Consider the following 24,996-nt stretch of genomic DNA (forward strand, 5'->3'; position numbering starts at 1 on the left):
CTCCGAGCCCAAGGAACCCCATGCCAGACACCATCGATTCAGCCACCGTCCTCTCACTGCTGAGCAGACTGAACCTCGACCAAAAGATCGCACAGCTCACAGGGATGTTCGTCACTGACCTGTTCGGGCCACCAACTTCCCCCGACGAACCGTTTGGGCTCGCGACAGAGCGCCTCGCGGGCATCCGGCCGCACGGAGTCGGCCACCTCTCGATGGCTTGGTTCCTTGGGAACACGGCAGACAGCCTGCGGGCCGGCATCGCCCGCATTCAGGACGGCGTTCGCGAAGTAACGCCGTTCGGTATCGGAGCCCTCGTTCACAACGAGGGAATCAACGGTTTCCTGCACGACTCAGGATCGCAGTTTCCTACCTCGTGGGCACAGGCCGCCACCTGGGATACCGGACTGGTCTCACGCGCGTCGGCTGTCACGGCTGCCCATATGCGGGACGCCGGTGTGCACCTGCTCTTCGCGCCGGTAATGGATCTCGCAAGAGATCCGCGCTGGGGCCGAGTGCACGAGACCTATGGGGAGGACCCAGAGCTGGTGGCGCAGATCTCCGTCGCCTTCGTACGCGGGGTTCAAGCTCCCGGAGCCGGGCCAGCCGTTCTCGCGGGTGGCAAGCACTTCGTCGGATATGGCGCATCCGAGGGAGGCTTGAACCAGGCCGTCTCGCAGCTGGGCCGCCGGGTCCTTGCGGATGAGTACGCAGAGCCTTTCCGCCGGGCTATCCGCGACGCCGGACTCGAGATCGTGATGAATTCTTACAACGAGATCGATGGTGTGCCCTCGGCGGCCGACCCCTGGCTGCTGACCGAACTGTTGCGGAACCATCTCGGATTCCGGGGTGCCGTCGTCAGTGATTACGACTCCGTCAACATGCTGAGAACCATTTACCACACAGCCCAGAGCGAGCAGGACGCAGCGGCACAGGCCGTCAGAGCGGGCCTGGACGTCGAGCTTCCAGGTGACACGAACTTCAGCCATCTCCGCGCCGCGGTCGAGAACGGCACTGTCGGCGAGGACATCATCGATCTGGCCGTCGCCCGTGTACTGCGCATCAAGGAGATCGTAGGCCTGCTACCCGACATGCGGGGGGCGACGAGGACGGCCGCTCGGCCCGACGCCGCGGAGGCCGCGGAAGTCAGGCGCTCGATCGCGGAACGCGGAATGGTCCTCCTCAAAAATGACGGCGTGCTGCCTCTTGGCGAGGGGAGAAAGCGTGTGGTCGTCACCGGTCCTGCAGCTGACGAATTACGCATCCATTTCGGTGCCTACACCTCGGTCTCAAACATGGAGATGCAGGTCGGACAGATGGCGCTCCGGAACGGCGAGATCCCCGGGATCGATCCCTCCACCTTCAACTTCACCGACATCTTCCAGGCGCGAATGCCGGGTATCGAGGGCCGCTTCGAGGCGAAGACACGCGAACTCCACGGGGGAGCGCGCGTCGTTATCGACGCGCTCCGGGACATCGATGCCACCGTCGCCTTCGCACCTTTGGGCAGCTTCGAGTCCGGTGAGGAGATCGACCGCGACCTTGTCGGCTCATCCGTCGCAGACTTCGACATCGTCGTCGTCGTGGTCGGTGAGCGCACCGGCTGGGTCGGGAACAACACCGCGGGCGAGGGACAGTCGACGGCTGATCCTATGCTGCCCGGCAATCAGAACGATCTCATCGACGCTGTCGCCTCGACGGGAAAACAGGTGGTGACGGTTCTGGTGTCCGGCCGTCCGCTCGCCGTTCGCGACTTGGCAGAGGCATCAAGCGCTGTGCTCCTGGCTCCTCTGCTTGGGGAGGAGGCCGGCGTCGCCATCGCGGACGCGCTGTACGGACGGGTCAACCCGAGTGGGAAGCTTCCGAGTACGTTCCCGCGAACCGTCGGCCAGATCCCGATCTACCACGGGCACCACTTCGGCAGCGGCTACGACCACCCGACCGGGACGAGGCACGGGTATGGCGATCTGGACGTCCAGGATCCGCTGTATCCGTTCGGCCACGGGCTTTCATACTCGAGCTTCAAGATCGAGCCGCTCGGCCCGGGGGTCGCCGTAGACGGCGATGTGCTGGTGGTCCGTTGCAGGGTAATCAACACGGGCGACTTGAACGGGGAAACGGTCGTCCAGGTCTACGCGCGTGACGAAGCCGCGAGCATCGTCAGACCTGTCCGGCAACTCCTCGAGTTCGCGCGCGTCAGCATTCCTGCGGGCGGACGCGAGGACATCACGCTGACGGCACCGATCGAACGCTTGCACTACACGATGGCGGACGGTCGGCGGGGAATCGAAGCGGGCGACATCACGGTGATGGCTGCGCTCAGCTCGGCCGACGTCCACTTTTCGACGACGGTGGCGATCGACGGATCCGCGGTGTGAGGGGACCCGACTGCTCCTAAAACGCTCGGCTGGGAAATCCCAGCCGAGCGTTTTGCGTGATCTGTGCTTCACCTTCAGTCGTGTTGCAGGATCCTCGAAAAACCGGCGAAAATCACCTGTCAGACCTTCCGCCGTTCCGTCAGCTGCGGACTGAACTTCGTACGTAGCTCAATCCGTGGCCGATCGGGAAAAGAGGATCGGTGGTGTCGGACGCGACGTCGGGTTGGCTCGCTTCGATCGCTTCGGTCGACGACGGGATCTCGAAGGGGAGCCGACCCTCGGGTTGGGCGTCGCCGAACAGCACGTCCAGCAAGGCGCGGTCGCTCGCACCGAAGTTCGCGATGATCGCCGCCGCATCGTCCACGAGCGGTGCGAGAAGAGCCGGCCGCTCGAGGAACACGTCGAGGACCGTTGGAACTGCTCGACAGATATCCAGCACGTGAGCCTCCTTGTCAGGCGTGAACTTGAGCGAACCGGCTCGGAAGTGCGACGCAATGGGGCCTTCGCGGTGCTCGAACGGCGTCTGCAGCCGGAGTATGGCCACGTCGGCCTGGCCGGGATCATCGACGACGGCCGCATACTCGGCGGCTACTGAAGGATCTATGCCTTCGGCATAGATGGAGATCCCGCGGTCGAGAGGCAGCACTGGACCGGCCGCAAGTGTCTTGTTCGTCAGGAGGGTCGTCGCGGCGCGCTGGGCCTCGAAGCCGGCCCGTAGCAGGTCATTGGCCCCGACGACGGCGTCGGCTGCGTCGACGTCGACGTACCGCTGGTCGTCGAACAGGCCGAGAGTGAACTTTTCGTGGAGGATCCGTCGCGCCGATACATCCAGTCGATCCTCCGTAACGCGTCCGGAAGACACGAGAGCGAGGAGTTCGTCCGTGCAGTGTTCGCCACCGAACTGATCCACCCCGGCGTCCAACGCCTTCACGATACGGTCACCCACGGTCAGGCCTTCGACGCCCCAGGCGCGGGCGCCGACGAGTCCACCGAAGAGCTGCTGGTCGCTCAGGATGCTCCAGTCAGTGCAGACGATCCCGTCGAAGCCAAGCACGTTTCGGAGAAGGTCCGTGATCACCGACTTGTTGAATCCGAATCCGACTTCCTCATGCTCGGTCCCGATGGGTATGCCGTAGTAAGGCATGACCTGGGATGCGCCGGCAGCGAGCGCAACTTCGAAGGGTCTGAGGTGCTCCGCGAATCGGCCGCCGGGATAGATCTGCTCCTTGCCCCACGGGAAGTGCGGGTCCTCGCCGTCCTTCTGGGGGCCGCCCCCGGGGAAATGCTTGATCATCGCGGCGACGGAGTCGGGGCCGAGGACCTCACCCTGCAATCCGCGCACGTAGGCGGCTCCCAGACGGGATGTGAGTTCCACGTCGGCGCCGAACGTCCCACTCGCACGAGCCCATCGCGCGTCGGTCGCCAGGTCGATCTGTGGGTGGAGGGCGAGCCGGATGCCGACGGCAAGGTATTCACGGCGAACTATGTCGCCGAACTCCTGGGTGGTCTGTGTCGACCCGATTGCGCCAAGGCCGAGGGGTTCTGGCCACTGCGAGAAGTCACCGGCAGCCAGGGCGGCGGCGGGATTGTCGGTAAAGGAGTTCCTTGGGTCCGTGGAGACCGTAACGGGGACGCCCCACGCCGATTCCTCGGCGATCCGCTGTACTTCGTTGTGCCACTCGGCGATTTGCCGCGGCGTCGTGGCCGAGTTGACGAGATTGACGTGGGAGATGCGCTGGCACTCGACCATCGTACGCAAAGGAGGGATGCCGAGACCGGGGAGTTGTATGTCCGGTGGGGCGAGGAAGCCCATTGGGTGGAACATCAGTCCGACCTTGTCTGCGACGCTCATCCTCCCCAGTAGGTCTTCGGTTCGTTGCGGAATAGAGACAGTCGAGTCTTGGTAAGGGAAAAGGGGCGTGGGCACAGGACCTCCGTTGAATGCTGCGAACCGGCAAAATACCATTAAGATGGTAATTTGAGTATAGCCCGATGGGTGCGCCTATCGTCCGGGATTCGTGGACGATGTCCAAGCACCTGCAGCAGTAAGGATGAGTGGGAGATATTGTGGGAAGTATGACGACAACGGCCGGACCGCGGGGACCCTACGCTAAGACCGCGAGGGTGCGCGTCGGGATTATCGAGGCCGCGACGAGCGTGTTCTCTGAATCGGGATTCCGCGGCGCTACGATGAAAGACGTTGCCGAGCGCGCGGGCATCAGTCAGCGTGGTCTCGTGCATCACTTCAAAAGCAAGGACGAATTGCTCCTTGAGGTCCTCGAATATCGGGACCGGAAGACCGCACTGCTGCTTCCACTGGAAGGGAAAGGTGGCGAGATCAAGGGGCTGCTTCAGGTCGTGCGCGACAACGCCAGGGTCCCTGAACTCATCGAACTGCGGACGATCATTTCAGCAGAGGCCACGTCGCCCGATCATCCCGCTCATGCACACTACGCGAAGCGCTATGCCGACTTCCGCCGCTATATCGCCGAGACGTTCGAATCTATCAAGAGCGCCGGCGAACTTGAGTCGCCGCTGGATCCGATTGTGCTCGCGGAGATCTTCATCGGACTTATTGATGGTGTGCAACTGCAGTGGCTCTATGACAGGAGCATCGATGTCGAAGCGGCCGTACTGGGTTTCCTCGCGACCGTCTGCCCCGCAACTGTCGAGCGCGAAGCCGAGCAGCCTGCGGAGCAGACGATGCTCTCTCAGCCGTCCGCCTGACCCGGTTGCGGCCGGCCGACATTCTGTGCCAATACATACAGAGTGGTCGTCACGGTGTCGGCGTCTTCTGCTGTCGTCCGAATCGTGATCGGGCCAGGTCCCGTTGGGCGCACGACGGCCAGAAGGCGTCCGTCGAAGGTGCTGTGCCAGTTGCCATCGTAGGGGTCGACGGGGTCGGGGCGCGCGCTGCCGAGGGCTTGTAGTACGCCGGAGCCGGTGACCTCCACGGAGACCTTGCGCTCAACGTGCGTCGCGAGAACTCCCTCGTCATCGCGCAGTTCGATGGCTACGAACGCCAGATCGCTGTCATCGTCGTTCAGCTCGATTCGGTCCGCACGGACGTCGAGTTGGAATTCGTCGGATGCGGAGCGAAGGATCGTGCGCGCGTGTTCCCTCGAACCCACGTAGCCGACGGCGGCAAGCTCGCCGGGTTCGTACCGCAGCTCGAACTCTGCGCGGTACGCGTTTTCGCGACCGGTGGGAGCGCGCCCAACCGACCTGCCGTTCAGCAGGAGTTCCACCTCGTCGGCGTCGCTGTATACCTCGACCGTGACGGGGGAGCCTTCTGGAACCGCCCAACTCCAACTCGCGATGGAGTCCGACCAGGTCCACTGGCCTGGCTGGCGGTTTCGGTCGTGGAACTCTGGTCGCTGTACGGCAATATAGGGCTCGTGACGCAGGCCGAAGACCGTCTCCCGGTAGTAGGAGGCGGGCCGACGGTAACCGGTGATGTCGATGTCCCCGCACCAGGCGAGCAGCCAGGGGTATGGGGCGCCAAACTGCGGTTGCTCGTTGCCGTCCAGATACTGCATCCGGCCGATTCCCGCTTCGCCGAGGTAGTCCCAGCCGGTCCAGGTGAAGTCTCCGATGACGTGCGTGTTCTCCTCGACGAGACGCCAGTTCACGTTGATGCGGCCAGGAAACGTTTCGGTTCCCACGATAATGCGGTTGGGGAAGAGCTCGCGGTCGAGGACGTACCTTCCGTCGCCGTAGTTCATGCCAGCCACGTCAAGCACGGAGAACGACTCCGCTGTCTTCTCTGTGACCAAGGGAGAGGCGCTGATCATGTTCATGAAGTCACCTGGCTGGCTCATGGCCGTGTTGACCCCACCGGGTTCGGCCCCTTCGTCTTGCTGCTTCATCATCGTGACCACGTCCGGCATGACGGACACGAATCCGTTGATGCCGTTGGTTACGAAGCGGGTGTTGTCGAGCGAGCGTATCTTCTCTGCGAGCTTCCGTCCCCAGCCGGAGCCGAGGGGGGTGCCGGTTTCTGGGATCTCGTTGCCGATGGCGTAGAAGATTACGCTGGGGTGGTTGATGTCCTTGGCGACCATTGCTTCGACGTCGCGTTCCCACCATTCTGGGAACGCCAGGGAGTAGTCGAAGGGCGACTTGCTCTCGGCCCACATGTCAAAGGTCTCGTCCATGACGAGCATCCCGTGCCGATCGCAGGCGTTGAGCATTGCTTGGCTGATGGGGTTGTGGGCGCTTCGAATGGCGTTGAAGCCCGCCTCTTTGAGGATCTGAACGCGCCGTTCTTCGGCGCGGCCGATCGTGGCGGCGCCGATGATCCCGTTGTCGTGGTGGATGCACGCGCCCCGCAGCTTTGTGGTTACGCCGTTGATGCGCAGACCGTCCTCGGGATCGAGCTGAAGAGTGCGGATGCCAAACGTGGTCTCGCGCTCATCGAGGATCTCGTCGGTGCCGGTGATCATCGAGGTGGCGGTGTATAGCGAAGGGGAATCGACATTCCAGAGTTTGGGCTGCCGTACGTAGAGGCGCTGATGGGCAACAGCCGACGTGCCCGCGCGCAAGGTGACCGGTGCGATGTCGCTTGCGACGACGGCCCCCTCCGCATCATGGACATTCGTCGTGACCGAAACATGCCGGGTGTCGATTCCGTCGTTCTGCACGGTCGTGGCGACCTCGACTACGGCGCGACGGGCGTCGATGTCGGGCGTAGTGACCCGAACCCCGTCGACGGCGACATGGACGAGGTCGGTGACGAAGAGCTTGGTGTCCCGGTGGATTCCCACTCCGGTGTACCAGCGCGAGTCGTTGTGGGCACGTGCTTCGACCCGGATCGTGTTTGCCGACCCGTACTGGAGATAAGGGTCGAGCGGAACGACGAAGGTCGAGTAGCCATTGGGCCGCTGGGCTGCGAAGATCCCGTTCACGTAGACCATGGCGTCGCGGTATACGCCCTGGAACAGTACCGCCAGGCGCTTACTTCGATATTCCTCGGGAACGTCGAAGGTCTTTGAGTACTCGACTGCCGCGCTCGGGAAGTAGCCACCCGGGGCACCGGAGGTACCGGTTGCCGCGCGTTCTGCCTTGATGAGGGCGTCGTGTGGAAGCCGGACGGCCTCGGCAGCCGGGGCTGGGCCGCCCAGTTCGGCGAAAATGCTGCTCTTCGGCCGAACGCTCCACCCGTCGTTGAATGAGATTTCGGTCATGCGTAACTCCCTTGTCGCAGATGGTCTGGTGGACCTTAGATGGTCCTGCTCTAAAGTACCATCGGAACGCGAAATTCAATTGTTTACGAAACGTTCCTCGCGCTCTCCTGCCGGTCCGAGGCGTCGCGGCCGCAATTGCTGGTCGAAGGCCGTTCTTGGTCTTCGGTTGTCTTTGCGCCAAGAAACAGAATTGGATACTGTTTCTGTTGTCGTCCGTAGAGTTCTGAAAGGCTTTACCAGCCCCGCCGCCACCGACGATTCTTCTTCGCCTCCAACCACGCAGTCCGAGAGGTCAGTCATGACACCACAGCTCACGCGCCCCGCCGTCGAACTCGCCGAAACCGGCCTTCTGATCGACGGCGATCCTTTCATCGTCGTGGGCGGGGAACTGCACAACTCAAGTTCCAGTACTGCCGAAGCGATCGATACCGGCTTCCGGCATGTCCGGAGCCTTGGCGCGAACACCGTTTTGGCGCCCGTGTCCTGGGCGCAGTTCGAGCCGGTTGAAGGCCGGTTCGATTTCTCCTTGATCGATGCGATGCTTGAGGCCGCAACGAGGACCAATCTCCGGCTAATTCCACTCTGGTTCGCCTCTTGGAAGAACGGGATGTCCAGCTATGCCCCGGATTGGGTGAAGCGGGACACCGAACGCTTCGTGCGCGCGCGGACGAGTGCCGCCGGAATCATCGAGCATTTGTCCCCGTTCGGAGTGGAATCGCGTCTCGCCGATTCCACCGCCTTCGCCGCGCTTATGGCACACATCGACCGGGTTGATGTCGCGAGGCGCGTAATCCTGGTGCAGGTTCAGAACGAGGTCGGACTCCTCGGGGATTCACGTGACCGCTCTTCGGCAGCAGACGTCGCGTGGGCCCAGCCGGTTCCCGCCGAGGTCGTGACGGCCATTGCCGAGGCGACGGAGACGCCTGCTTACTCCGCCTGGAGGTCGAACGGAGCTCGACGCGAGGGCTCGTGGAGCGAGGTCCTCGGGACGGGAACCGACGCCGAAGAAGCATTCATGGCGTGGGGATACGCCACCTATGTCGAAGCGGTGTCACGCGCCGGGCGTCAGGTGAACCCGGTGCCCCTCTTCGCGAACGTCTGGCTGGATTCGGACATCGAACTGGACTTGCCGGAGAGTTTCAAGGAATCCGCCCTCGCCGTCGCCGGCGGCATGCAGCCGGGTATCTACCCGAGCGGCGGGCCCGTCATGCGAGTGGCGCGGTTGTGGGCTGCGTGCGCTCCAACCCTCGATTTCGTCTCTCCCGACGTCTACTTCGGGGAGTTCGACGACATCTTCGCTTCGTACCGAGCCACATTCGGCCACTTGTTCATACCGGAGATGCGGACGAGCGCCATCGGCGTCTCGCATATGTTCCGTGCGATCGGAGAGCACCGGGCGGTCGGCGTCTCACCGTTCGGTGTGGACGCAGTTACCCGCGATTCCGACGAAGAGTTGATACTGAAGGACGGCTACCGGCTCCTGACCGCCGTGAGCGAAATCCTACGCGAGCACCCGGCCGCGCACATGCGGGGCTTTATGCTGGACGTCGACCATCCGACAACCGAGCTGGAGTTCGAGGGATTCAGCGCGCTCGTCGGGACCGCGGATCCATACGGGTTCCAGGTTCCGGTTTACCCTGCGTATGGCATCGTCGTCGAGGCGAGCCCCGGCGAGCTGTTCGTCGTCGGACGTGGGTTCGTCGTTACCTTCACCGGTTCCGGGGACACTAAGATCGGAATCCTGGCTGTGACTGAACTCGAATTGGGCAACGGCTGGTCTGTCGTCCGCGAGCTCAACGGCGATCAGACCGGGTCCGGATCACGCGTCAGGCTGCCCGCTCTAGGCGAGGTCTTGCCGTCGATCTTCCCGATCCCACCTTTCACGGAGGCGACGGCGATCCTGAAGGTGCGCACGTACTCCTATTGAGCTCCCGTCCTCCACGGTAGCCCGCGCACGAGTCCCTTCGACGTCTCGGTGAACCACGGCTTGCCACGGAGTCTCCTCAAGTGACTGCTGTCGAGCGGTCCGGCAAACCGGCCGGACCGCTCGACAGCGCCGTTCAGCGCGGAATGATCGGCAGGATCAGTCGAGACGGATGCACGGAATCATGGAACACGGTCTGAGCGGCCACCGCTGTCTCGGCACTTTCTGTGATTCGCTTCCCCGTATTCGGGTTGAGCTCGAAGGTCGGATAGATGCTCGAGGACAGGTCGAGCCGGAGGCGGTGGCCGGCCCCGAGGAGCACGCTCGTCGCCACGAGATCGATCTCGTATCGATACGCCGCTCCTGGAACGCTGGGGATACCGTCGTGGCTGGTTCGAACAATGCCTTGGCACAGCAGAACCGTCGTGCCGTCCTCGAAGACCTCGACGAGTGAGGCGGTGAAATCCGTGCTCGGTGCATCACTGGCAGCCCAAAGCTCAACCGTGACCGGTCCGGTGATCTCGACGGGACGGTCAAACGGCTCCGTCTCGTAGACGAGCACGTCCTCGCGTTCGGGCAGCGCGTCGAGGTCGACGGCGTCGCCGTAGACTGCCCCTTGGGCGATCGGTCCCGGGGCGGGATGAGCCGGGTCGTATGTGAAATAGTCCGGGTCTTCTACTCTCGGCGCGTCCGGAGTCAGGCGCCCCTCCGCACGGAGGTAGTACGGCGTCCAGACCGTGCGGGCGAGGGGCCATTCTTTCTCTTCACGCCAGGTGTTCTCGCCCATGACATAGAGGTGCACGGGCGGTTCCTGCTCGTAGTCCGGGAGTTCTCCCTTCAGGTAGTGCGAGAAGAACCGCATGGTCGGTCCTTCCGGGCTGAAATCGAAGAAGGTGCCAGCGTTAGCTCCCGGATCGGGACGCAGCTGCATGGTGCTGTGATTCCAAGGACCGACTACCAGCCGCTGCTGGCGCTGGACGCCTGCGTCGGCGAAATGGGTCAGGGTGGAGAACGCATCCAAGTTTCCCTTGGTGAAGTAGTCATGCCACCCGGCGATGTGCAGCACGGGCAGCGCGATGTTCGCCGCGTGCGCGGAGGCGCTGATCCTTTGCCAATAGCTGTCTCGCGCGTCGCTGTGCCCGCACCACTCGCGGAACCAGGCAGCGAACTCACGGAACTCAGGAATGTCGCGCAAGGGTCGGTGGTCAATCAGCGCCCGCGCGGCTTCCGGCTGCATTGCGAAGAGCTTCGCGCGCATTTCGGAATCACCGAGTCCGCCAGCTTCCATCATCCTTTCCCCCTCGGCGAAAACGGGGATCGGCGGGGTAGCCCCTCGCGACTCGGCTTCGTAAACAGTCATTTGCGCATTCCAGATGGTGGCCAGACCGACCGCCAGGATGCCTGGAGAGTGGTAGAAGCCTCCGTGCGCGACGTCCCAGGGAGCCACCGTCGGTGCGATGCACACGAGGTGGGGCGGACCCGCGATGGCGGCGAGCCATTGGGTGATACCGGCGAATGAGGTACCGTACATCCCCACTCTGCCGTTCGACCATGACTCGGCGGCCGCCCATTCGACGGTATCGTAGCCATCCTCGACATCGGACTGGAGCGGATTGAACACGCCCTCGGAACCGTAGCGACCGCGAGTGCTCTGAACGACGACTGCGTAACCCTGGCCCGCGATCAGGCGAGCGAACATACTCATGGTCCCGTCGTGCGGGCTGTACGGATACCGATGGACAAGGGTGGGATATGTCCCGCCGCCTTCTGGATAAAAGATGTCAGTTCGGAGTCTGACTCCGTCGCGCATGGAGACCATCACATCGCTCTGTTCGATGATTCCGTCTAAGGCGGGCGCCTCTGCTGCAATCACTTGTTCCTCCTCACACAGCACCCCCTCGTGGCGCGCTGGCTAGACGCTAGCAAATTTCGCGCCACGGCGGAAGTTTCAAGATGCCTTCATTAATCGAAATTGCCATCGCAAGTGTATTTTCGATATGATCTGGAAACCTTGCGATGCAGCTCGGTGTTGAGAATGGAGAAGTCATGGCCCAGAATCCTTCCTACCCGCCGGCGCAACTCCCGGCGCGAGAACTCCCGACGCCCTCCACAGTGAGCCCGCAGGCGCAGGCGATCCTGAACATGCTGTCCAAGAGGCCGGAGATGCCCTCGTTCAATCCGGGAAACCTCGACGCATGGCGGGCTGTTCAGGCCAGCCGGCAGACACCGGAGGCGGCCTACGCGATAGCGCTGGCCACCACCGGTTCGGTGGACACGGGTGCAGCAACGGAAACACGCGAGATCGCCCTCTCGTATTCGACTGTCTACGTCGGAGTCCCTGAAGAGCTCTCCAGCGCGGACGGGCGGGTGTACTTCGCGATCCACGGCGGCGGGTTCACTGACGGGGGCGGCCTCGCCGCGAGGCTCTCCGCAGGGCTGGTGGCCGGTTCGCACGGCATCACGACCTGGACGATCGATTACCGACTGCTTCCCGACCACCCGTTCCCTGCTGGGCTCGACGACTGCGTCGAAGCGTACCGCCTGTTGCTCGAGACGCACGATCCTGCTTCCATCATCATCGGCGGCCAGTCCGCGGGAGGTAATCTCGCCGCGTCGGTGCTGTTGCGCGCCCAGATGGAGGGCCTCCCCCTCCCCGCCGGCCTGGTCCTCAACTGCCCTGGTGTTGACCTCACGATGTCTGGTGACAGCCTCAGCGTGAACGATTTCGGAAACGGCTCGGACTTCTCCGGAGCGCTCGCCCTCTATGCCGGCAGCGCGGACCCTAGCGATCCGCTGCTTTCGCCCCTATATGGTGAGTTCGCCGCGGACTGGCCGCCCACGCTGCTCGTGACCGGAACGCGCGATTTCCTGCTCTCCGACACCGTACGGATGCACCGGGCGCTCCTGGATGCGGGTGTCGACGCCGAGTTGCACGTGTTCGAAGCAGCCGTGCACGGCATCTTTGCCGGTCAGGCGCCAGAAGACCACGCGGTCGTCGCCCAGGTTCGACGCTTCTTCGACAGGGCTTTCACCGGAAGGCGGAGATGATATGTCTGCGTCGGATTTCCCGTGGCAACCAGTTGATGACTGGGTTGAACTCACCGGCCGATACGTCCAGATATACGAACGCAACAAGGTTGTAGATGTCGGGCGGGTCGAAGCAGCAATGCCGGACGGATCAATCCTCTGGCTGGCTCTCGACGGCGTGGCTTCGCGGCGACTTGTCATCAATCAGCCGGGAACTTACGCGAGGCTCCTTTCGTCCGAACCACGAGGTCCCGCCGAGGCGACCATGCCCTGTCCACCCCATTCATGGCCTGTCGGGAGCGAGTCAAGCCTCGTGGCCGCACACGTCTACCGCAAAATAGATGACCAGCAGCGATCCACCACTTCCTTCGACCGCTCAAGCACTAACGGGCAAATAAGCCTGACGTCATCATTTTCTTATCGCCAACCAATACGGACTACTCCAAGAGGAAGCAAGCATGCAAGCGAATCAGATTATCGCGGACTTCCGCGTTAAATGCAGGACTGAGATGTACGAAAAGCTTGACGCTGCGGTTGCGGAAGCCTACTTCGAAGCAGTCGGGAACGGTACTCGTGGAGTTCTCGTCACTCGCCACGACTTCGATTGGTTTTCCGTCGCACTGTCCCACGACGTGCCGTTCGGCCTCACCCGCGAACGTGACCACGCAAGACGAAACTGATAGTACAAGGAACGCCGACGATCGTGCATGCCATTCCGGAACGAACAGTCGGCTCCGCCGCTCATGTAGTGAGGCAAGGCAGGTTGGGATTCAGTCAGCCGCCCAGCTACCTCATCCCTGCCCGCTGAGCCAAAGCATTTTCGCCATGATGGCCCGCAGACCTTGTTCGAGGGCCTTGAGATCCTCCAGGTCGAGGAGCGCCAGAATGTCCGGGCTGAATTCCGGGCGGGCGGCCATAAGGCTGCGCAGCATTGCGCGCCCCTTGGGTGTGACATGCACTTTTCGAACCCTGCCGTCCTCGGGATCCAAGGATCGGACAAGCATGCCTTGCGCCGCAAGTCTGTCCAGCAGCCCGGACATAGATGCCAGGGAAACGTCGAATGACTCTGACAGGACGCGACCGTTCGTGCCGTCTTCAGTGGTTGCTATGACCATGAGTACTTTCATTTGCTGGATGGTCAGTTCGATCGAACGCAGCGGTCCCACGACTGAGGGGAGCGCCATGGTCTCGAAGGACGCGGAGATCTCCTCAAGGTGTTGTAGCAGGCGATCCCGCTCGAGCCGGTCTGTCTCCTTTGTCATTCCCCAACCGTATTCCAATTGTCAGACTTTTCTCAGATTAGATGCTTAGCTTGATCCTAACCTTCTAATGGTTGACTAACTATCGGCAGCCGGTTCGGGGCCAAGACGGATAAATCGAAGCGAGGAAAAGACCATGACCACGATTCGCACGGAGTCAACGGCACTTGACGGTTTGGAAGGGGGAGAAGCGTATGTGGATGCGCTGCGGGCAAAGTACAAGGCAGAGCGGGACCGACGCATCCGCCCAGACGGATCTGCACAGTACCACCGGGCGGCAGGGGAGTTCGGATACTATGCCGCCGATCCCTACACCCCCCGCACGGAGCGGGACCGGTTGACTGATTCGGTGGAAGTGCTGGTCATCGGAGGAGGTTTCGGAGGGCTGGTGTCAGGCGCGCGATTGCGCCAGGCGGGCTTTGAATCCATCCGGATGATGGACGAAGCGGGGGACTTTGGCGGGACTTGGTACTGGAATCGGTATCCGGGGATCCATTGTGACATCGAGTCCTACGTCTACATGCCCATGCTCGAAGAAGTGGGGTACATCCCGACGATGCGTTATGCACCCGGCGAGGAGATTCGCCAACATGCTGTCGCCATCGCTAAGCGCTTTGATCTGTATCGAGACGCGGTCTTTCAGACGCGGGTGACGAGCCTCAAATGGGACGAACCGGCAATGGAGTGGATCGTGGAAACGGACCGTGGTGACCGGATGCGAGCTCGCTATGTCATTGCATCCTCAGGGACCCTGACCCAGCCCAAGCTTCCTGGCATTCCCGGAATCGATTCGTTCCGCGGTCATACTTTCCACACCAGCAGGTGGGATTACGACTACACAGGCGGAAATCAGGAAGGGAACTTGCACAAGCTGGCGGACAAGAAGGTGGCCGTGATCGGCACGGGGGCGACGGGGGTACAGGTAATCCCGAAGGTCGCTGAGGATGCCGCGCACTTGTTGGTTTTCCAGCGGACGCCCTCCACTGTGGATCGCCGCGACAACCACCCCACTGAACCGGCGTGGGTTGAATCCCTGACGCCGGGGTGGCAGCAGGCGCGGATGGAGAACTTTCTCGCGATGGTGTCCGGTGAACAAGCTAAGGAAGACTTGGTCCAGGATGGCTGGACCTCCACGGCGCGGTTGCAGCGCAAGATGATCACCGGAGCGTTCCACACCACATTGTCCGATGAGGAGCGCGAGCGACTCGACGAGATCATCGATTTCCAGAAGATGAACCAGATCCGGGCCAGGGTGGATCAGATAGTCATTGACCCGAGCACCGCGGAACTCCTCAAACCCTGGTATCGCTATATGTGCAAGCGTCCTTGCTTCAGCGACAGTTACCTCCAAGCCTTCAACCGCTCCAATGTCAGGCTCGTGGATACCGCCGACTTTGGCGGGATCACACGGATGACGGAAAACTCAATCGTCGTCGGTGACACGGAGTATGAGGTTGACTGCGTAATCTTTGCCACGGGATTCGAAGTTGGAGTGTCAGGAGCCGTTTCCGGAACGCTCCCCGTTAATGGGCGCAACGACCAGCCACTGTTGGAAGCATGGTCCCGGGGGCCAAGGACCCTGCACGGCTTTTTCAGCCACGGATTTCCAAACCTCTTCCATCTTGGATCCCTGCAGAATGCCAACTCAGTGAATTATGCACACATCCTGCAGGAGCAAGCAGCTCACATAGCGGCTGTCGTTGCCGGTGCTCGAGAAGCAGGAGCCAGCTATGTCGAGCCCTCCGCCGAAGCCGAAGCTCTCTGGGATCAGGTCATTCAGGAGAACGCCTTGGACAACTACGACTTCAAGGTCGAATGCACGCCGGGCTACTACAACCGGGAAGGCGCACCATCGCCCATGACCTCATATGGTCCCGGACCTGTGGCCTTCCACAGGCTCCTGTCACAGTGGCGGGACGAAAGTTTGAGCGAAGTTCTGGTGCCCTGAGCCTGCTGAGTGAGGCGTTCCTGATGGCTGAATTGATTGGACCGGCGAAAGTCCCGCTACTGCGCGAATTTCATGTTATTGTTGGGCCATTCGCGATTTGCAGGCGCGCTCCACAGATCAAGGAGGATCTCATGAAACCGTCCACACCCGATTCCTCGGATGGCAAACCGGTCTTCGACCTCGCCCCGCAGTACGTCGACGAAAATGTCCTGGGGCGCACGGCGGCGGCAGTGGCCGAGCGCGTGCCCGTCGAGACCACGAGCGCCCCCACGGTGCGGTCGCGCGTGAGCGGTCTCTACGTCTGGATGATCGTCATTGCCACGTTCGGCGGCTTTGTGGCCCTCGTTGCTCCGATCGCAATTTCGCTCGCGATCCGCGTTCAGGCCCTGGAGCCGGCGCATGAGGAATATCTGGGATTCATCGTCGGTATCGGAGCTGCAGTGCCTGTGCTCGCCGGTCCATTAGTTGGAATTTGGAGTGATCGGACGCGCTCGCGTTTCGGACGCCGGAACCCCTTCTTGATCGGCGGAGCGGTTGTCGGCACGGTTTCGTTGTTCGTCATGGCGGCGGCCACGAACATCGTCGAACTCGGCATCGGATGGTGCCTGGCTCAGCTCGGTTGGGGAACCGTTTTGGTGATCCTGACTGTCGTCCAGGCAGACAAGCTCCCCGAGGAGCAGCGTGGGCGGGTGGCAGGACTCGTTGGTTTCACCCAGATGGTAGCGCCTGTGCTTGGCGCAGGAATTGCATCGACGCTCGTAGCAAATAGCTATCTCCTCTTCCTGGTCCCAGGGGCATTCGGTGTGGTCGGGATCCTGTTGTTCGTCTTGGTCGTGAAGGACCCCGATACGCGAGAACTCGCCGCTCCTTCCGGGAGGTTCGGCTCAGTGCTTCGCAAGTATTTGTACTCGCCTCGCAAGTACAAAGATTTTTCCTGGAACTGGCTTGCGCGTCTGCTCTTCAACTTTGGCGTCACCTTCAATACGACCTTCACGCTCTTCTTCATCACGAGCCGAACCGGCGGCACCATTGCGGACTTCGCCCCATTTGTCGCGATTCTGGGCTTGGGCGGCGTGCTCGCGGCAGCCGTTGGTGCGCTGGGTGGAGGGTTCCTCTCCGATCGACTCAAGCGGCGCCGTGTGTTCGTCCTCGCTGCCGGGGTGCTGTTCACCATCGGCGCGTTACTAATGGCTTTCAGCTCTGATCTGACAACGATCTTGGTTGGCACAATGATCACAAACGTGGGTCTTGGGGCGTTCTCGGCTGTCGATCAGGCACTGCTCCTCGACGTGCTGCCGGAGCGCGACACGGATGCCGGACGCTTCATGGGAATCAATGGATTCTCGACGAGCTTGGCGCAGGCAATTGCACCCGTGCTCGCACCAGCCATCCTTCTGATCGGCGTGACGGGTAGCGACAAGAACTACACCTTGCTCTACGTCATCGCGGCCGCGTTTACGCTAGTTGGCGGCGCCATCGTGGTCTTCAAGGTGAAAGGCACTCGCTAGGCGCCGCGTGCGACTAAGGCATTGCGATAAAGCACCGCGGGAGTGGGGAACATCTTGGAGTGCCTCGAGCACACGACCTCGAACGGATCTGGCGGACGGGCACGTTCGAATGGGACGACCCAGGGCTCAACGAGCGCCTGACGGTCTTTTCCAGGTCAGCCCGCGAACTCGCCGAGGATGATCGCGCCGAAGTAGTTCGTCCTGAAAGCCTCGATTCAGGCAGGGAAGACCGTCGCCGATCGGCGACGGTCTTCCGGTACTAGTCACGCTGCGAGGCGGTTGCGATACTCCAGGGCTCCGCGAGTCCGTTCCATGATCAAGCGCGCGCTGCCGCGGACCATGCGTCTTCGAGAAAACGGCGGACCTGAGCGACCTGCTCGCGATCCTCGGGGGCGCGGCCCATGAACATGCCGTGCGGTGCACCTTCCCAAACGTGGAGTTCAGCCCGGACGCCAGCGTGGAGCAGCTTGCGATGAAGTCGCACCGTGTCGGACAAAAGGAAGTCGCGAGTTCCAGCGGTGAGGATAGTCGGAGGGAAGTCGGACGAGTAGGTCCCGAAGAGTGGCGAGACGTACGGGTGGTCCAGCTCGTATCCGCCCGCATAGAAGCGGGCCATGTTCGTTAGCCCGCCTTGCGGAATAGTGAAGCCATTTGTCTGGTAGGTGTCGCCCGACTGGGTGAGGTCGGCCGGTGGCGAGATCAGGCCGACGGCGGCGGGCAGGGGGAGGCCCTCGTCGCGCGCGCGGAGAAGGAGCGCGGCCGTGAGGTTCGCGCCCCCCGACTGCCCGGCGATCGCGATCGATTCGGCACGGTGCTCGGTGAGGAGTTGACGGTAAACCGCCATGCAATCATCGAGCCCCGCCGGGAATGGATCGTCGGGAAGTTGCCGATAGTCCATTCCCCATGTGCGTACGCCGTAGCAGCCGGCGACGAGCTCCGTGGAGCGGTGGGCTACCGGGCCCGCGCCGAACGTGAACCCGCCACCGTGAATGAAGAGAAGGACGCGATCATCGTCCGTCGCAGTGTTGTCCGGTGTCGCGACGAAGTATTTGGCGCCGCCTGCCTCTCGCGGTTCGACGGCCACGGCCACATCCGTAACCACGGAGGCGGTAGTCACGAGCGCAACTGCCTCGACGGTCTCCGGACTTTCATCCGCGGCGACCGCAACGAGGGCCCGCCAGCCCTCGACGTCTTCCGGCACGGGCTGAGGTTGCTTGGGAATCTGTTCCATCGCCAATAGCATTGCCTGCGCCTCGGCGCTGATCGTCGTCGGAATCGGAATGGGCGCAGGAAGAGCACCTGGGGACCTGGTTTGCGAATTAGTCATGTGAGATTCTCCGTTCTGGGTGGGGGTTCAAGGCGGCGGCGGGTCAGTCGCTGGCGCCCGAAGGTTGTGTTGCGGTGCCCGGGAGGTAACGGACCTCGTCGACCACGATCGTTCCGCTGAGGGGTTGCAGGCCAATGACGCGGCCGGTGAACCCTCCGGCAACTTCGGTTGAGAGATAGCGGCCGTCGGCACTCGCCAGAGCGTCGATGGAGCCGTCCTCGCGGACGACGGCGAGTTCGATCAGGTCGGGTTGGTCGGCTTCAAGCCCGTAGGACGAGCGTGCTGGTTCCGTCGCGGTGATCCTCAGCGTCACTGAGTCGCCAGAGGGACGGGGGACGCGTGTCGTCGTTGTCGCGGGCCCGATGCGGAGGGTCGCTTCGACTGACTCGGCGTCCACGCTGATGCCGTACCAGTGCGCGCCGTCGAGACGGACGAGTAACCGCACTGCGCCGGCTCCGGGGCGCAGGCGAGCTGTAGCGATCCACGAGGCGTCACGCGCACGGAAGCCCAATAGGCGATCCGGTGCGCCTTCGGTAGGCGCAGTTAGCGACAGACAGCCATTACCCCCGAGCCCGGCGAACGATTCCGGTGGTGCGCCCGGGGCGATCCAGCGAGGATCGAGCGCGCTGCCGCTGAAGCGGTCGATGAAGGTGGTATCGGCGGGTTCGACTGGGAAACGGTCTTCGTCGACGCGCGGCCAACCGTCGATCCAGTCGATGCCGGCCAGGAAGGTTTCGCGACCGTTAACGTGGAAGCGCGGTGTTTGCCCGCGGGTCCTGACCCCGAGATATACCATCGCCCAAGAACCGTCGGCAAGCTCGACGAGGTCAGCGTGCCCGGTGTTCTGGACCGGGTGGTTGATGCTCCGGTGGCTGAGGATCGGGTTGGACGGGGCGGCCTCGAACGGTCCGTCGAGAGTGCGGGCACGGGCGACCGTGACGGCGTGTCCACGTTCGGTACCGCCTTCGGCCAAGAGGAGATACCACCAGTCCGCGATGCGGTACAGGTGCGGGCCCTCCGCGCTGGCGAGACCACTTCCCGCCCACAGCCGGCGCGGAGGTGCGAGTAGCGTCCCGGAAAGCGGGTCTACCGGCGCGCTGACAATGCCGTGCAAATCGGGAGCGAAAGATGCCCAAGTCAGGTGGCAGGTGCCGTCCTCGTCCCATGCGAGATCAGGGTCGATGCCGAGGGTGCCCGCGACGTAGACCGGGTCCGTCCAGGGGCCGGCAGGGTTTTCGGCAGAGACGATCAGGTGCCCGCGACGGACCTCCACGAGGTTCGTGGTGACTAACCAGAACCGGTCATTGTGGTAGCGGAGGGTGGGCGCGTAGATTCCGCTATTCGCCTCACCCGCGTGAAAAGGCATCTGCGTCGAGCGATCGAGCGCACTGCCAATCTGGCGCCAGTGCACCAGGTCGCTGCTCGTCGAGATCGGCACGCCGGGGAAGTACTCGAAGCTCGAGTTGGCGATGAAGTAGCGATCGCCGACTCGGCAAATCGACGGGTCGGGATAGAAGCCGGGGATGATCGGATTGTTCATTGGGAGTTCGCCCTGACGGAGGGGCTTGAGTCAGCCATGTGCATTCCTTTGCTGTCGACTTGACCGGCGCCCGCGCACCGCATGAATCTGCAGTCCTAGTACGGAGCGGTCCATGGGATCCTCTTCGATCATGGACCTTCGATGAAGTCCGGGGGCGAATGGCTATGGTGATGCGGATCATTCGCGTTAGACAACGCTAGCAGATTTCGCGTCGGAGCGCGAAATTCGACATCTGAATGAGGTTGTCAGAGCTTGTAGTAACTTTTAGAGTACGCTAGAACTTACATACGTACTCATTCTGTTTATCGTTTTCGTAAGATGCGGTCCGGGCGACTCGGACTCCGACTACTTGATCAAAGGTGATTGACATGACTTCAGTTGACCAGCGGGTCACCCGGCTGCTCGAGGAATTCGGCTCGCCCGGGGCGAGCGCGGCCTGGTTGTTCTGCGACAGGCATCCGGTTGACGCCGTGGCGTTCACCATCGGGACCGACGACGGTTTCCGTGACCTTACGTATGGCCGGCTCCGGCAGGATTCGATCGCGCTTGCGGCATCGTTCCGCGCGCTCGGTGTGGGCCCGGGCGACAGGGTGGCTTCGTTGCTCGGGAAGGGCGCGGAGATCGTCACAACGATGTTGGCGGCGTGGCGCCTCGGAGCGGTGTATGTGCCTTTGTTCACTGCCTTCGCACCGAAGGCGATTTCCTACCGACTTGAACACGCCGATGTCAAAGTTGTGGTGACGAATCTCGAACAACTTCCCAAGATCGCCGCGAGCGCCGAGCTGGTGCCGGGTGCTTCATGGACCACTGTCACGGTAGGCGCATCGGACCGTGAGTCGGGGCTCGGCTTTGCTGACCTAATACAGGATGGCAACGGGCGCGACGTGCCTCATTATGTCCAGGGCGGAGACGCTCCGATCGTGCATATGTTCACCTCGGGGACGACGGGCAACCCGAAAGGGGTCATCCATCCACTGCGGCACGTCGCCGGCTGGGTTGGCTACCTTGAGTTCGCACTCGGTGTGACCGCCGATGATCGCTATTGGTGTGCTGCCGATCCGGGATGGGCCTATGGTCTGTACGCTGGCATCATCGCGCCATTGGCCTCTGCGAGCGGAAACATTCTGCAGTCGGGAGGATTCCGGGCAGAGTCGACCTGGGCCGTTATCCGTGACCTGGGCGTGACGAATTTTTCCGCCGCGCCCACCGTCTACCGTGCACTGAAGAACGCCGAGGACACCTCGGAATCCGGGTTTCAGCTCAAGCGGCTCTCCAGCGCGGGTGAGCCCCTGACGCCCGACATCAACCACTGGACCTTGGCCAAATTCGGGCTCGCCGTGCATGACCATTACGGCCAAACCGAAGTTGGAATGATCTTCGCCAATCACCACCATCCGGATCTTGCCCGTGAAATCAGTGAAGGATCGATGGGGCAGCCGTTGCCCGGGTGGGCCGCCGTCGTTCTCGGCGATGACGATAACATCGTGCCAGCTGGAACCGTGGGCCGGATCGCGATCGACTGTGCTGGGTCGCCCATGATGACATTCAGGGGGTATCAGGATCCTACGCAGGCTGCCTCCCGGTTCGCCGGCGATAGCGGGTACTACCTTCTTGGCGATCTCGGAAAGCGCGAAGTAATCGGTGACTTCCGCTTCTCATCCCGCGACGATGATGTGATCATCATGGCGGGTTACCGCATCGGACCGTTTGAGATCGAGTCGGTCATCAGCCAGATTCCGCAGGTCGCTGAGTGTGCGGTTGTCGCGGCGCCGGATGAAATCCGTGGCGAAGTCGTCGAGGCATTCATTGTGCTTCGCTCAGGCGAGTTTGGATCCGACGCCCTGGCCGCAGAGATTCAGGGGGCAATCAAGAATGGATACAGTGCCCACGCCTATCCGCGAGCCGTGCATTTTGTCGAATCCCTGCCCAAGACGCCCAGCGGCAAGGTTCAGCGGTTCGTCCTGCGGGAGCAGCGAAAAGCTGAGTTCGCTGCAAAGGAGAGGGCATGAATTCATCTGTCTTGATCGTCGAGCAAAAGGGTTCGGTGCGTTGGCTGCGTCTGAACCGGCCAGGGCAACGCAATGCCCTGAACGATGAACTCATCAACGCCCTGCGCTCCCAGCTCGAGGACATCGAGCAGGATCCTGGGACGGACGTCGTCGTACTCGCGGGGGAGGGAACCTCCTTCTGCGCCGGTGGCGACTTTAGACACTTCCTGAGGGAGGGCGGTCAGCACGGTCCTGTGGGCTTCTTGACGGCGCTCTCCGAGTGCTTTACCGCGATCGAGAGCAGCTCGAAGCCATGGATCGCAGCCCTCCACGGGCACGCGATCGCCGGTGGTCTCGAGCTCGCACTGGTCTGCGACGTTGTGCTCGCGGCCCACGGCACACTGATTGGTGACGGACACCTCAACAACATGCTGATTCCGGCCGGAGGATCCAGTGTGAGGTTGGAGCGAGCGATCGGCCGCAGCACCGCCCGCTGGCTGCACCTTACCGGCGAATCCGCTACTGCCGAGTGCCTGGCGGCGTCCGGATGGATCCATGCCGTCGTCGAACGCGAGAACCTCGAGGTCGAGGCGGCCAAGGTTGCCGCGAAACTCGCGGCAAGAAGCGGCCCTGCCCAGCGGCGGCTGAAGAGGCTTCTCGTGGACATCGCTGGCCTGGGGACGGCCGACGGACTGGAGAGAGAGTTGCATGAGTTCGGGGAGAACTGGGAAGAAAGCGACGTGCCGACCACTTTGAGGAAGTTCCTGGAAAACCGCTCCCCTATGCGTGCATCACAAACGAAGGAGAGTTTGGTTTGAGCATTCTGGATGAAGGCCTGGCACGTTTCGCGGGTCGAACCGTCGCGATTACCGGGGGCGCCCAAGGACTCGGCCGAGCCATGGCCGAGCGATTCGCCGCAGAGGGTGCTTCGCTCGCACTTATCGATCTCAATGAGAATTCCCTGTCCGCCTGCATTGACTCGCTGAGTTCGGACTATCGTGTGGCGGTCAGCGGGGATGTCGTCGACGTGACGGACTCTGCGCAGGTGGGGGAATGGGTGGACGCCGTCATCGGGCGCAATGGCCGGATTGATGTTCTGGTCAACAACGCCGGGATCATCAGGGACAACCGCGTTGAGAACATCACCGATGAGGACTGGAACGCCGTGCTGGATGTGAGCTTGACGGGGGCTTTCACCTGCGCGAGGGCGGTATTTCCGGGAATGAGGCGAAACGGGTACGGGCGAATCATCTCGTTCGCGTCGATGTCCTGGCGAGGAAACTTCGGGCAAGCGAACTACGTGGCAGCCAAGGCCGGAATCGTGGGTCTGACCCGTGCACTCGCCCTCGAAGGCGCCCGGGACGGTATCACGGTCAATGCGATCGCGCCGGGGCTCATTGAGACCCCGATGCTCGCCTCAATGGATGCACGGGCGCGCGAGCTGCTCACGAAGAAGATCCCCATGAGACACACGGGCCGGCCCTCTGATATCGCTGAGGGTGCAGCCTTCCTCGCATCCGAGGCGGCAGCCTATATCACCGGCACCGTACTTGACATCGATGGCGGGATCTCGATCGGATCTTCGATCCGATGATCGGCGCCGAAAGGAGGAACAGGACGGCAACGACAGTCATCCTCGGGGGAGCCCGCACCGTCTTCGGTTCATTTCTCGGCTCGGCCTCGGGCCTCAGCAGCACGAACCTTGGCTCCAGGGCGATCCGTTCCGCGCTGGCCCGCAGCGGAGTCGATCCCAGCTTGATCGACTATGTCCTCATGGGTCAGTGCCCCTGGCGCGCGACGAGTCGATCCGGGCAGATGCAAGCAGTGAATCGCTGGCCCGGCTGATCACGCCATCGGGCATCCGCTGGGTGCCTCCGGAGCGAGGCTTGTTCTTCACTTCGCCATGGAGATGCGCCCTCGCGGGTCTGGGTTCGGCGTCGCGGCATTGTGCGGTGGCGGTGGCCGGGGTGACGCGCTCATCCTCGGGGCGCCACATTCTTCTCAGGCGCCCGGAGTCCAGGTGGGGAAGGCTATATGAGAAACTGGTCGGATGAATACCTCGACTCTGCGGCAGTCGACGTGAGGCGCCAGCCGCAGGGTCGATCCGCCGCCGCTGACGCCCGGCGCACGGAGCTCCTGGACCGGCTGGAGGACTTCTTTCTCGCCGAGGGCTTCAGCACCTTGACGATCGAGGAATGTTGCCGCAGGCTGCACTGTTCGAAGTCAACGATCTACTCCATCGCCAGCTCAAGGGAGCAGATCATCCAGGCGGTAACCCGTCACTTCTTCGCACGTGCGACGGCAACCATCGAGGCGGAGTTGGCGAAGGAAACCGATCCGGCAAGGAAAGTGACCAAGTACCTCGACGGTGTCGGCAGAGCCATGCGCCGCAATTCCGTGGCGTTCTATGTGGACATGGTGGGCTACGAGCCGACCGCAGAGATCTACAGGCTTAATTCCAGTGCAGCGGCGCGGCGCGTGCGCCAACTCATCGAAGAGGGTGTGCTCGCGGGCTCCTTCCGGAGAGCAGATGCGGCATTGGCTGCGTTGGCGATTGCCATGCTTATTGACGGCGTGCAATCCGGAGAACTCTTGGAGGCAACGGGGCTGACGGCGGGTGAGGCCTTCTCCGAGCTTGGTGAGCTGATCGTCAATGGCCTCTCGGTCCGCCCGGCGATTGCGTCGTAGAATGCTCGTCTGGACCTATCATCGCACCATCGGAGGGACCCGATCCCCAGACGTCTGATCGGCAAGGCGTCGTTCCGACTTCGATCTCGTAGCCGCTAGTGCGGTTCCGGTCGGGGTTCCAGCTGAACGTCGGCGCAGTCTCAGTTCCTACTGGATCAGTGCGCCGGTTAGTGCGCAGACCGAACGGTGCGGGCGGTGTCGCGGGCATGACGGGTCGTCCTCTCGT

General features: G+C 62.4%; 19 protein-coding genes and 1 pseudogene. 14 read left to right on the forward strand and 6 right to left on the reverse strand.

Annotated elements, in window-relative coordinates:
* The first annotated feature begins 20 nt into the window (after positions 1-20).
* A complete protein-coding gene (locus QRN59_RS21450; protein ID WP_284984473.1) occupies positions 21-2,375 on the forward strand; it encodes a glycoside hydrolase family 3 N-terminal domain-containing protein in 2,355 nt (784 codons plus the stop codon).
* Positions 2,376-2,514: 139 nt separating this feature from the next.
* Here the strand turns inward: QRN59_RS21450 and QRN59_RS21455 are convergent, their stop codons facing one another.
* Positions 2,515-4,227 (reverse strand): glycoside hydrolase family 3 protein, encoded by a 1,713-nt coding sequence (locus tag QRN59_RS21455; RefSeq protein ID WP_284984474.1) that lies wholly within the window; start codon positions 4,225-4,227, stop codon positions 2,515-2,517.
* A 272-nt stretch (positions 4,228-4,499) separates the two neighbouring features.
* Between QRN59_RS21455 and QRN59_RS21460 the strand changes: the two genes are divergently transcribed.
* Positions 4,500-5,102: a TetR/AcrR family transcriptional regulator gene (locus QRN59_RS21460; RefSeq protein WP_284984475.1), complete on the forward strand. Its 603-nt coding sequence runs from the start codon at positions 4,500-4,502 to the stop codon at positions 5,100-5,102.
* Here the strand turns inward: QRN59_RS21460 and QRN59_RS21465 are convergent.
* Complete coding sequence (locus QRN59_RS21465) at positions 5,087-7,561, reverse strand: glycoside hydrolase family 2 TIM barrel-domain containing protein (RefSeq protein WP_284984476.1); 2,475 nt, start codon at positions 7,559-7,561, stop codon at positions 5,087-5,089. The genes QRN59_RS21460 and QRN59_RS21465 overlap by 16 nt on opposite strands.
* 298 nt (positions 7,562-7,859) lie before the next feature.
* Between QRN59_RS21465 and QRN59_RS21470 the strand changes: the two genes are divergently transcribed.
* On the forward strand, positions 7,860-9,488 hold the full coding sequence (locus QRN59_RS21470) for a DUF5597 domain-containing protein (RefSeq protein ID WP_284984477.1): 1,629 nt from the start codon (positions 7,860-7,862) through the stop codon (positions 9,486-9,488).
* A gap of 133 nt (positions 9,489-9,621) precedes the next feature.
* Here the strand turns inward: QRN59_RS21470 and QRN59_RS21475 are convergent, their stop codons facing one another.
* Positions 9,622-11,304, reverse strand: a complete 1,683-nt coding sequence (locus QRN59_RS21475; RefSeq protein ID WP_350225256.1) for a CocE/NonD family hydrolase — start codon at positions 11,302-11,304, stop codon at positions 9,622-9,624.
* Between the two features lie 227 nt (positions 11,305-11,531).
* On the opposite strand from QRN59_RS21475, the gene QRN59_RS21480 reads away from it, so the two are divergent.
* Positions 11,532-12,533: an alpha/beta hydrolase gene (locus QRN59_RS21480; protein WP_284984478.1), complete on the forward strand. Its 1,002-nt coding sequence runs from the start codon at positions 11,532-11,534 to the stop codon at positions 12,531-12,533.
* A gap of 437 nt (positions 12,534-12,970) precedes the next feature.
* Positions 12,971-13,192 carry a hypothetical protein gene (locus tag QRN59_RS21485; RefSeq protein ID WP_284984479.1) on the forward strand — a complete coding sequence of 74 codons (222 nt, stop codon included), beginning with the start codon at positions 12,971-12,973 and terminating at the stop codon, positions 13,190-13,192.
* A gap of 111 nt (positions 13,193-13,303) precedes the next feature.
* Here QRN59_RS21485 and QRN59_RS21490 read toward each other — a convergent pair whose 3' ends face one another.
* Complete coding sequence (locus QRN59_RS21490) at positions 13,304-13,774, reverse strand: MarR family winged helix-turn-helix transcriptional regulator (protein WP_284984480.1); 471 nt, start codon at positions 13,772-13,774, stop codon at positions 13,304-13,306.
* A gap of 133 nt (positions 13,775-13,907) precedes the next feature.
* Here QRN59_RS21490 and QRN59_RS21495 point away from each other — a divergent pair, with 133 nt between their 5' ends.
* From QRN59_RS21495 to QRN59_RS21505, 3 genes are all read left to right on the forward strand, one after another.
* On the forward strand, positions 13,908-15,719 hold the full coding sequence (locus QRN59_RS21495; RefSeq protein WP_284984481.1) for a flavin-containing monooxygenase: 1,812 nt from the start codon (positions 13,908-13,910) through the stop codon (positions 15,717-15,719).
* Positions 15,720-15,850: 131 nt separating this feature from the next.
* On the forward strand, positions 15,851-17,227 hold the full coding sequence (locus QRN59_RS21500) for an MFS transporter (protein ID WP_284984482.1): 1,377 nt from the start codon (positions 15,851-15,853) through the stop codon (positions 17,225-17,227).
* Positions 17,228-17,286: 59 nt separating this feature from the next.
* Complete coding sequence (locus tag QRN59_RS21505) at positions 17,287-17,490, forward strand: hypothetical protein (protein WP_284984483.1); 204 nt, start codon at positions 17,287-17,289, stop codon at positions 17,488-17,490.
* A gap of 53 nt (positions 17,491-17,543) precedes the next feature.
* Here the strand turns inward: QRN59_RS21505 and QRN59_RS21510 are convergent, their stop codons facing one another.
* Positions 17,544-18,554 (reverse strand): alpha/beta hydrolase, encoded by a 1,011-nt coding sequence (locus QRN59_RS21510; RefSeq protein ID WP_284984484.1) that lies wholly within the window; start codon positions 18,552-18,554, stop codon positions 17,544-17,546.
* A 43-nt stretch (positions 18,555-18,597) separates the two neighbouring features.
* Positions 18,598-20,094 carry a glycoside hydrolase family 43 protein gene (locus QRN59_RS21515; RefSeq protein WP_284984485.1) on the reverse strand — a complete coding sequence of 499 codons (1,497 nt, stop codon included), beginning with the start codon at positions 20,092-20,094 and terminating at the stop codon, positions 18,598-18,600.
* Between the two features lie 368 nt (positions 20,095-20,462).
* On the opposite strand from QRN59_RS21515, the gene QRN59_RS21520 reads away from it, so the two are divergent.
* The 6 genes and pseudogenes from QRN59_RS21520 (at position 20,463) to QRN59_RS21545 (ending at position 24,770) form a co-directional block, all read left to right on the forward strand.
* Positions 20,463-22,103, forward strand: coding sequence for an AMP-binding protein (locus tag QRN59_RS21520; protein WP_284984486.1), 1,641 nt, complete (start codon positions 20,463-20,465; stop codon positions 22,101-22,103).
* Complete coding sequence (locus QRN59_RS21525) at positions 22,100-22,900, forward strand: enoyl-CoA hydratase/isomerase family protein (protein ID WP_284984487.1); 801 nt, start codon at positions 22,100-22,102, stop codon at positions 22,898-22,900. The genes QRN59_RS21520 and QRN59_RS21525 overlap by 4 nt, the downstream gene beginning before the upstream one ends.
* On the forward strand, positions 22,897-23,676 hold the full coding sequence (locus tag QRN59_RS21530) for an SDR family oxidoreductase (protein WP_284984488.1): 780 nt from the start codon (positions 22,897-22,899) through the stop codon (positions 23,674-23,676). Before QRN59_RS21525 ends, QRN59_RS21530 begins: the two co-directional genes overlap by 4 nt.
* Positions 23,673-23,927, forward strand: a complete 255-nt coding sequence (locus QRN59_RS21535) for a thiolase family protein (protein ID WP_284984489.1) — start codon at positions 23,673-23,675, stop codon at positions 23,925-23,927. Before QRN59_RS21530 ends, QRN59_RS21535 begins: the two co-directional genes overlap by 4 nt.
* 4 nt (positions 23,928-23,931) lie before the next feature.
* Positions 23,932-24,120, forward strand: a pseudogene (locus QRN59_RS21540) (hypothetical protein); the annotation flags it as partial.
* Positions 24,117-24,770, forward strand: coding sequence for a TetR/AcrR family transcriptional regulator (locus QRN59_RS21545; RefSeq protein WP_284984490.1), 654 nt, complete (start codon positions 24,117-24,119; stop codon positions 24,768-24,770). The pseudogene QRN59_RS21540 and the gene QRN59_RS21545, both read left to right, overlap by 4 nt.
* Positions 24,771-24,996: the final 226 nt, after the last annotated feature.

This window comes from Arthrobacter sp. efr-133-TYG-118 (assembly GCF_030209755.1).
GTDB lineage: Bacteria > Actinomycetota > Actinomycetes > Actinomycetales > Micrococcaceae > Arthrobacter.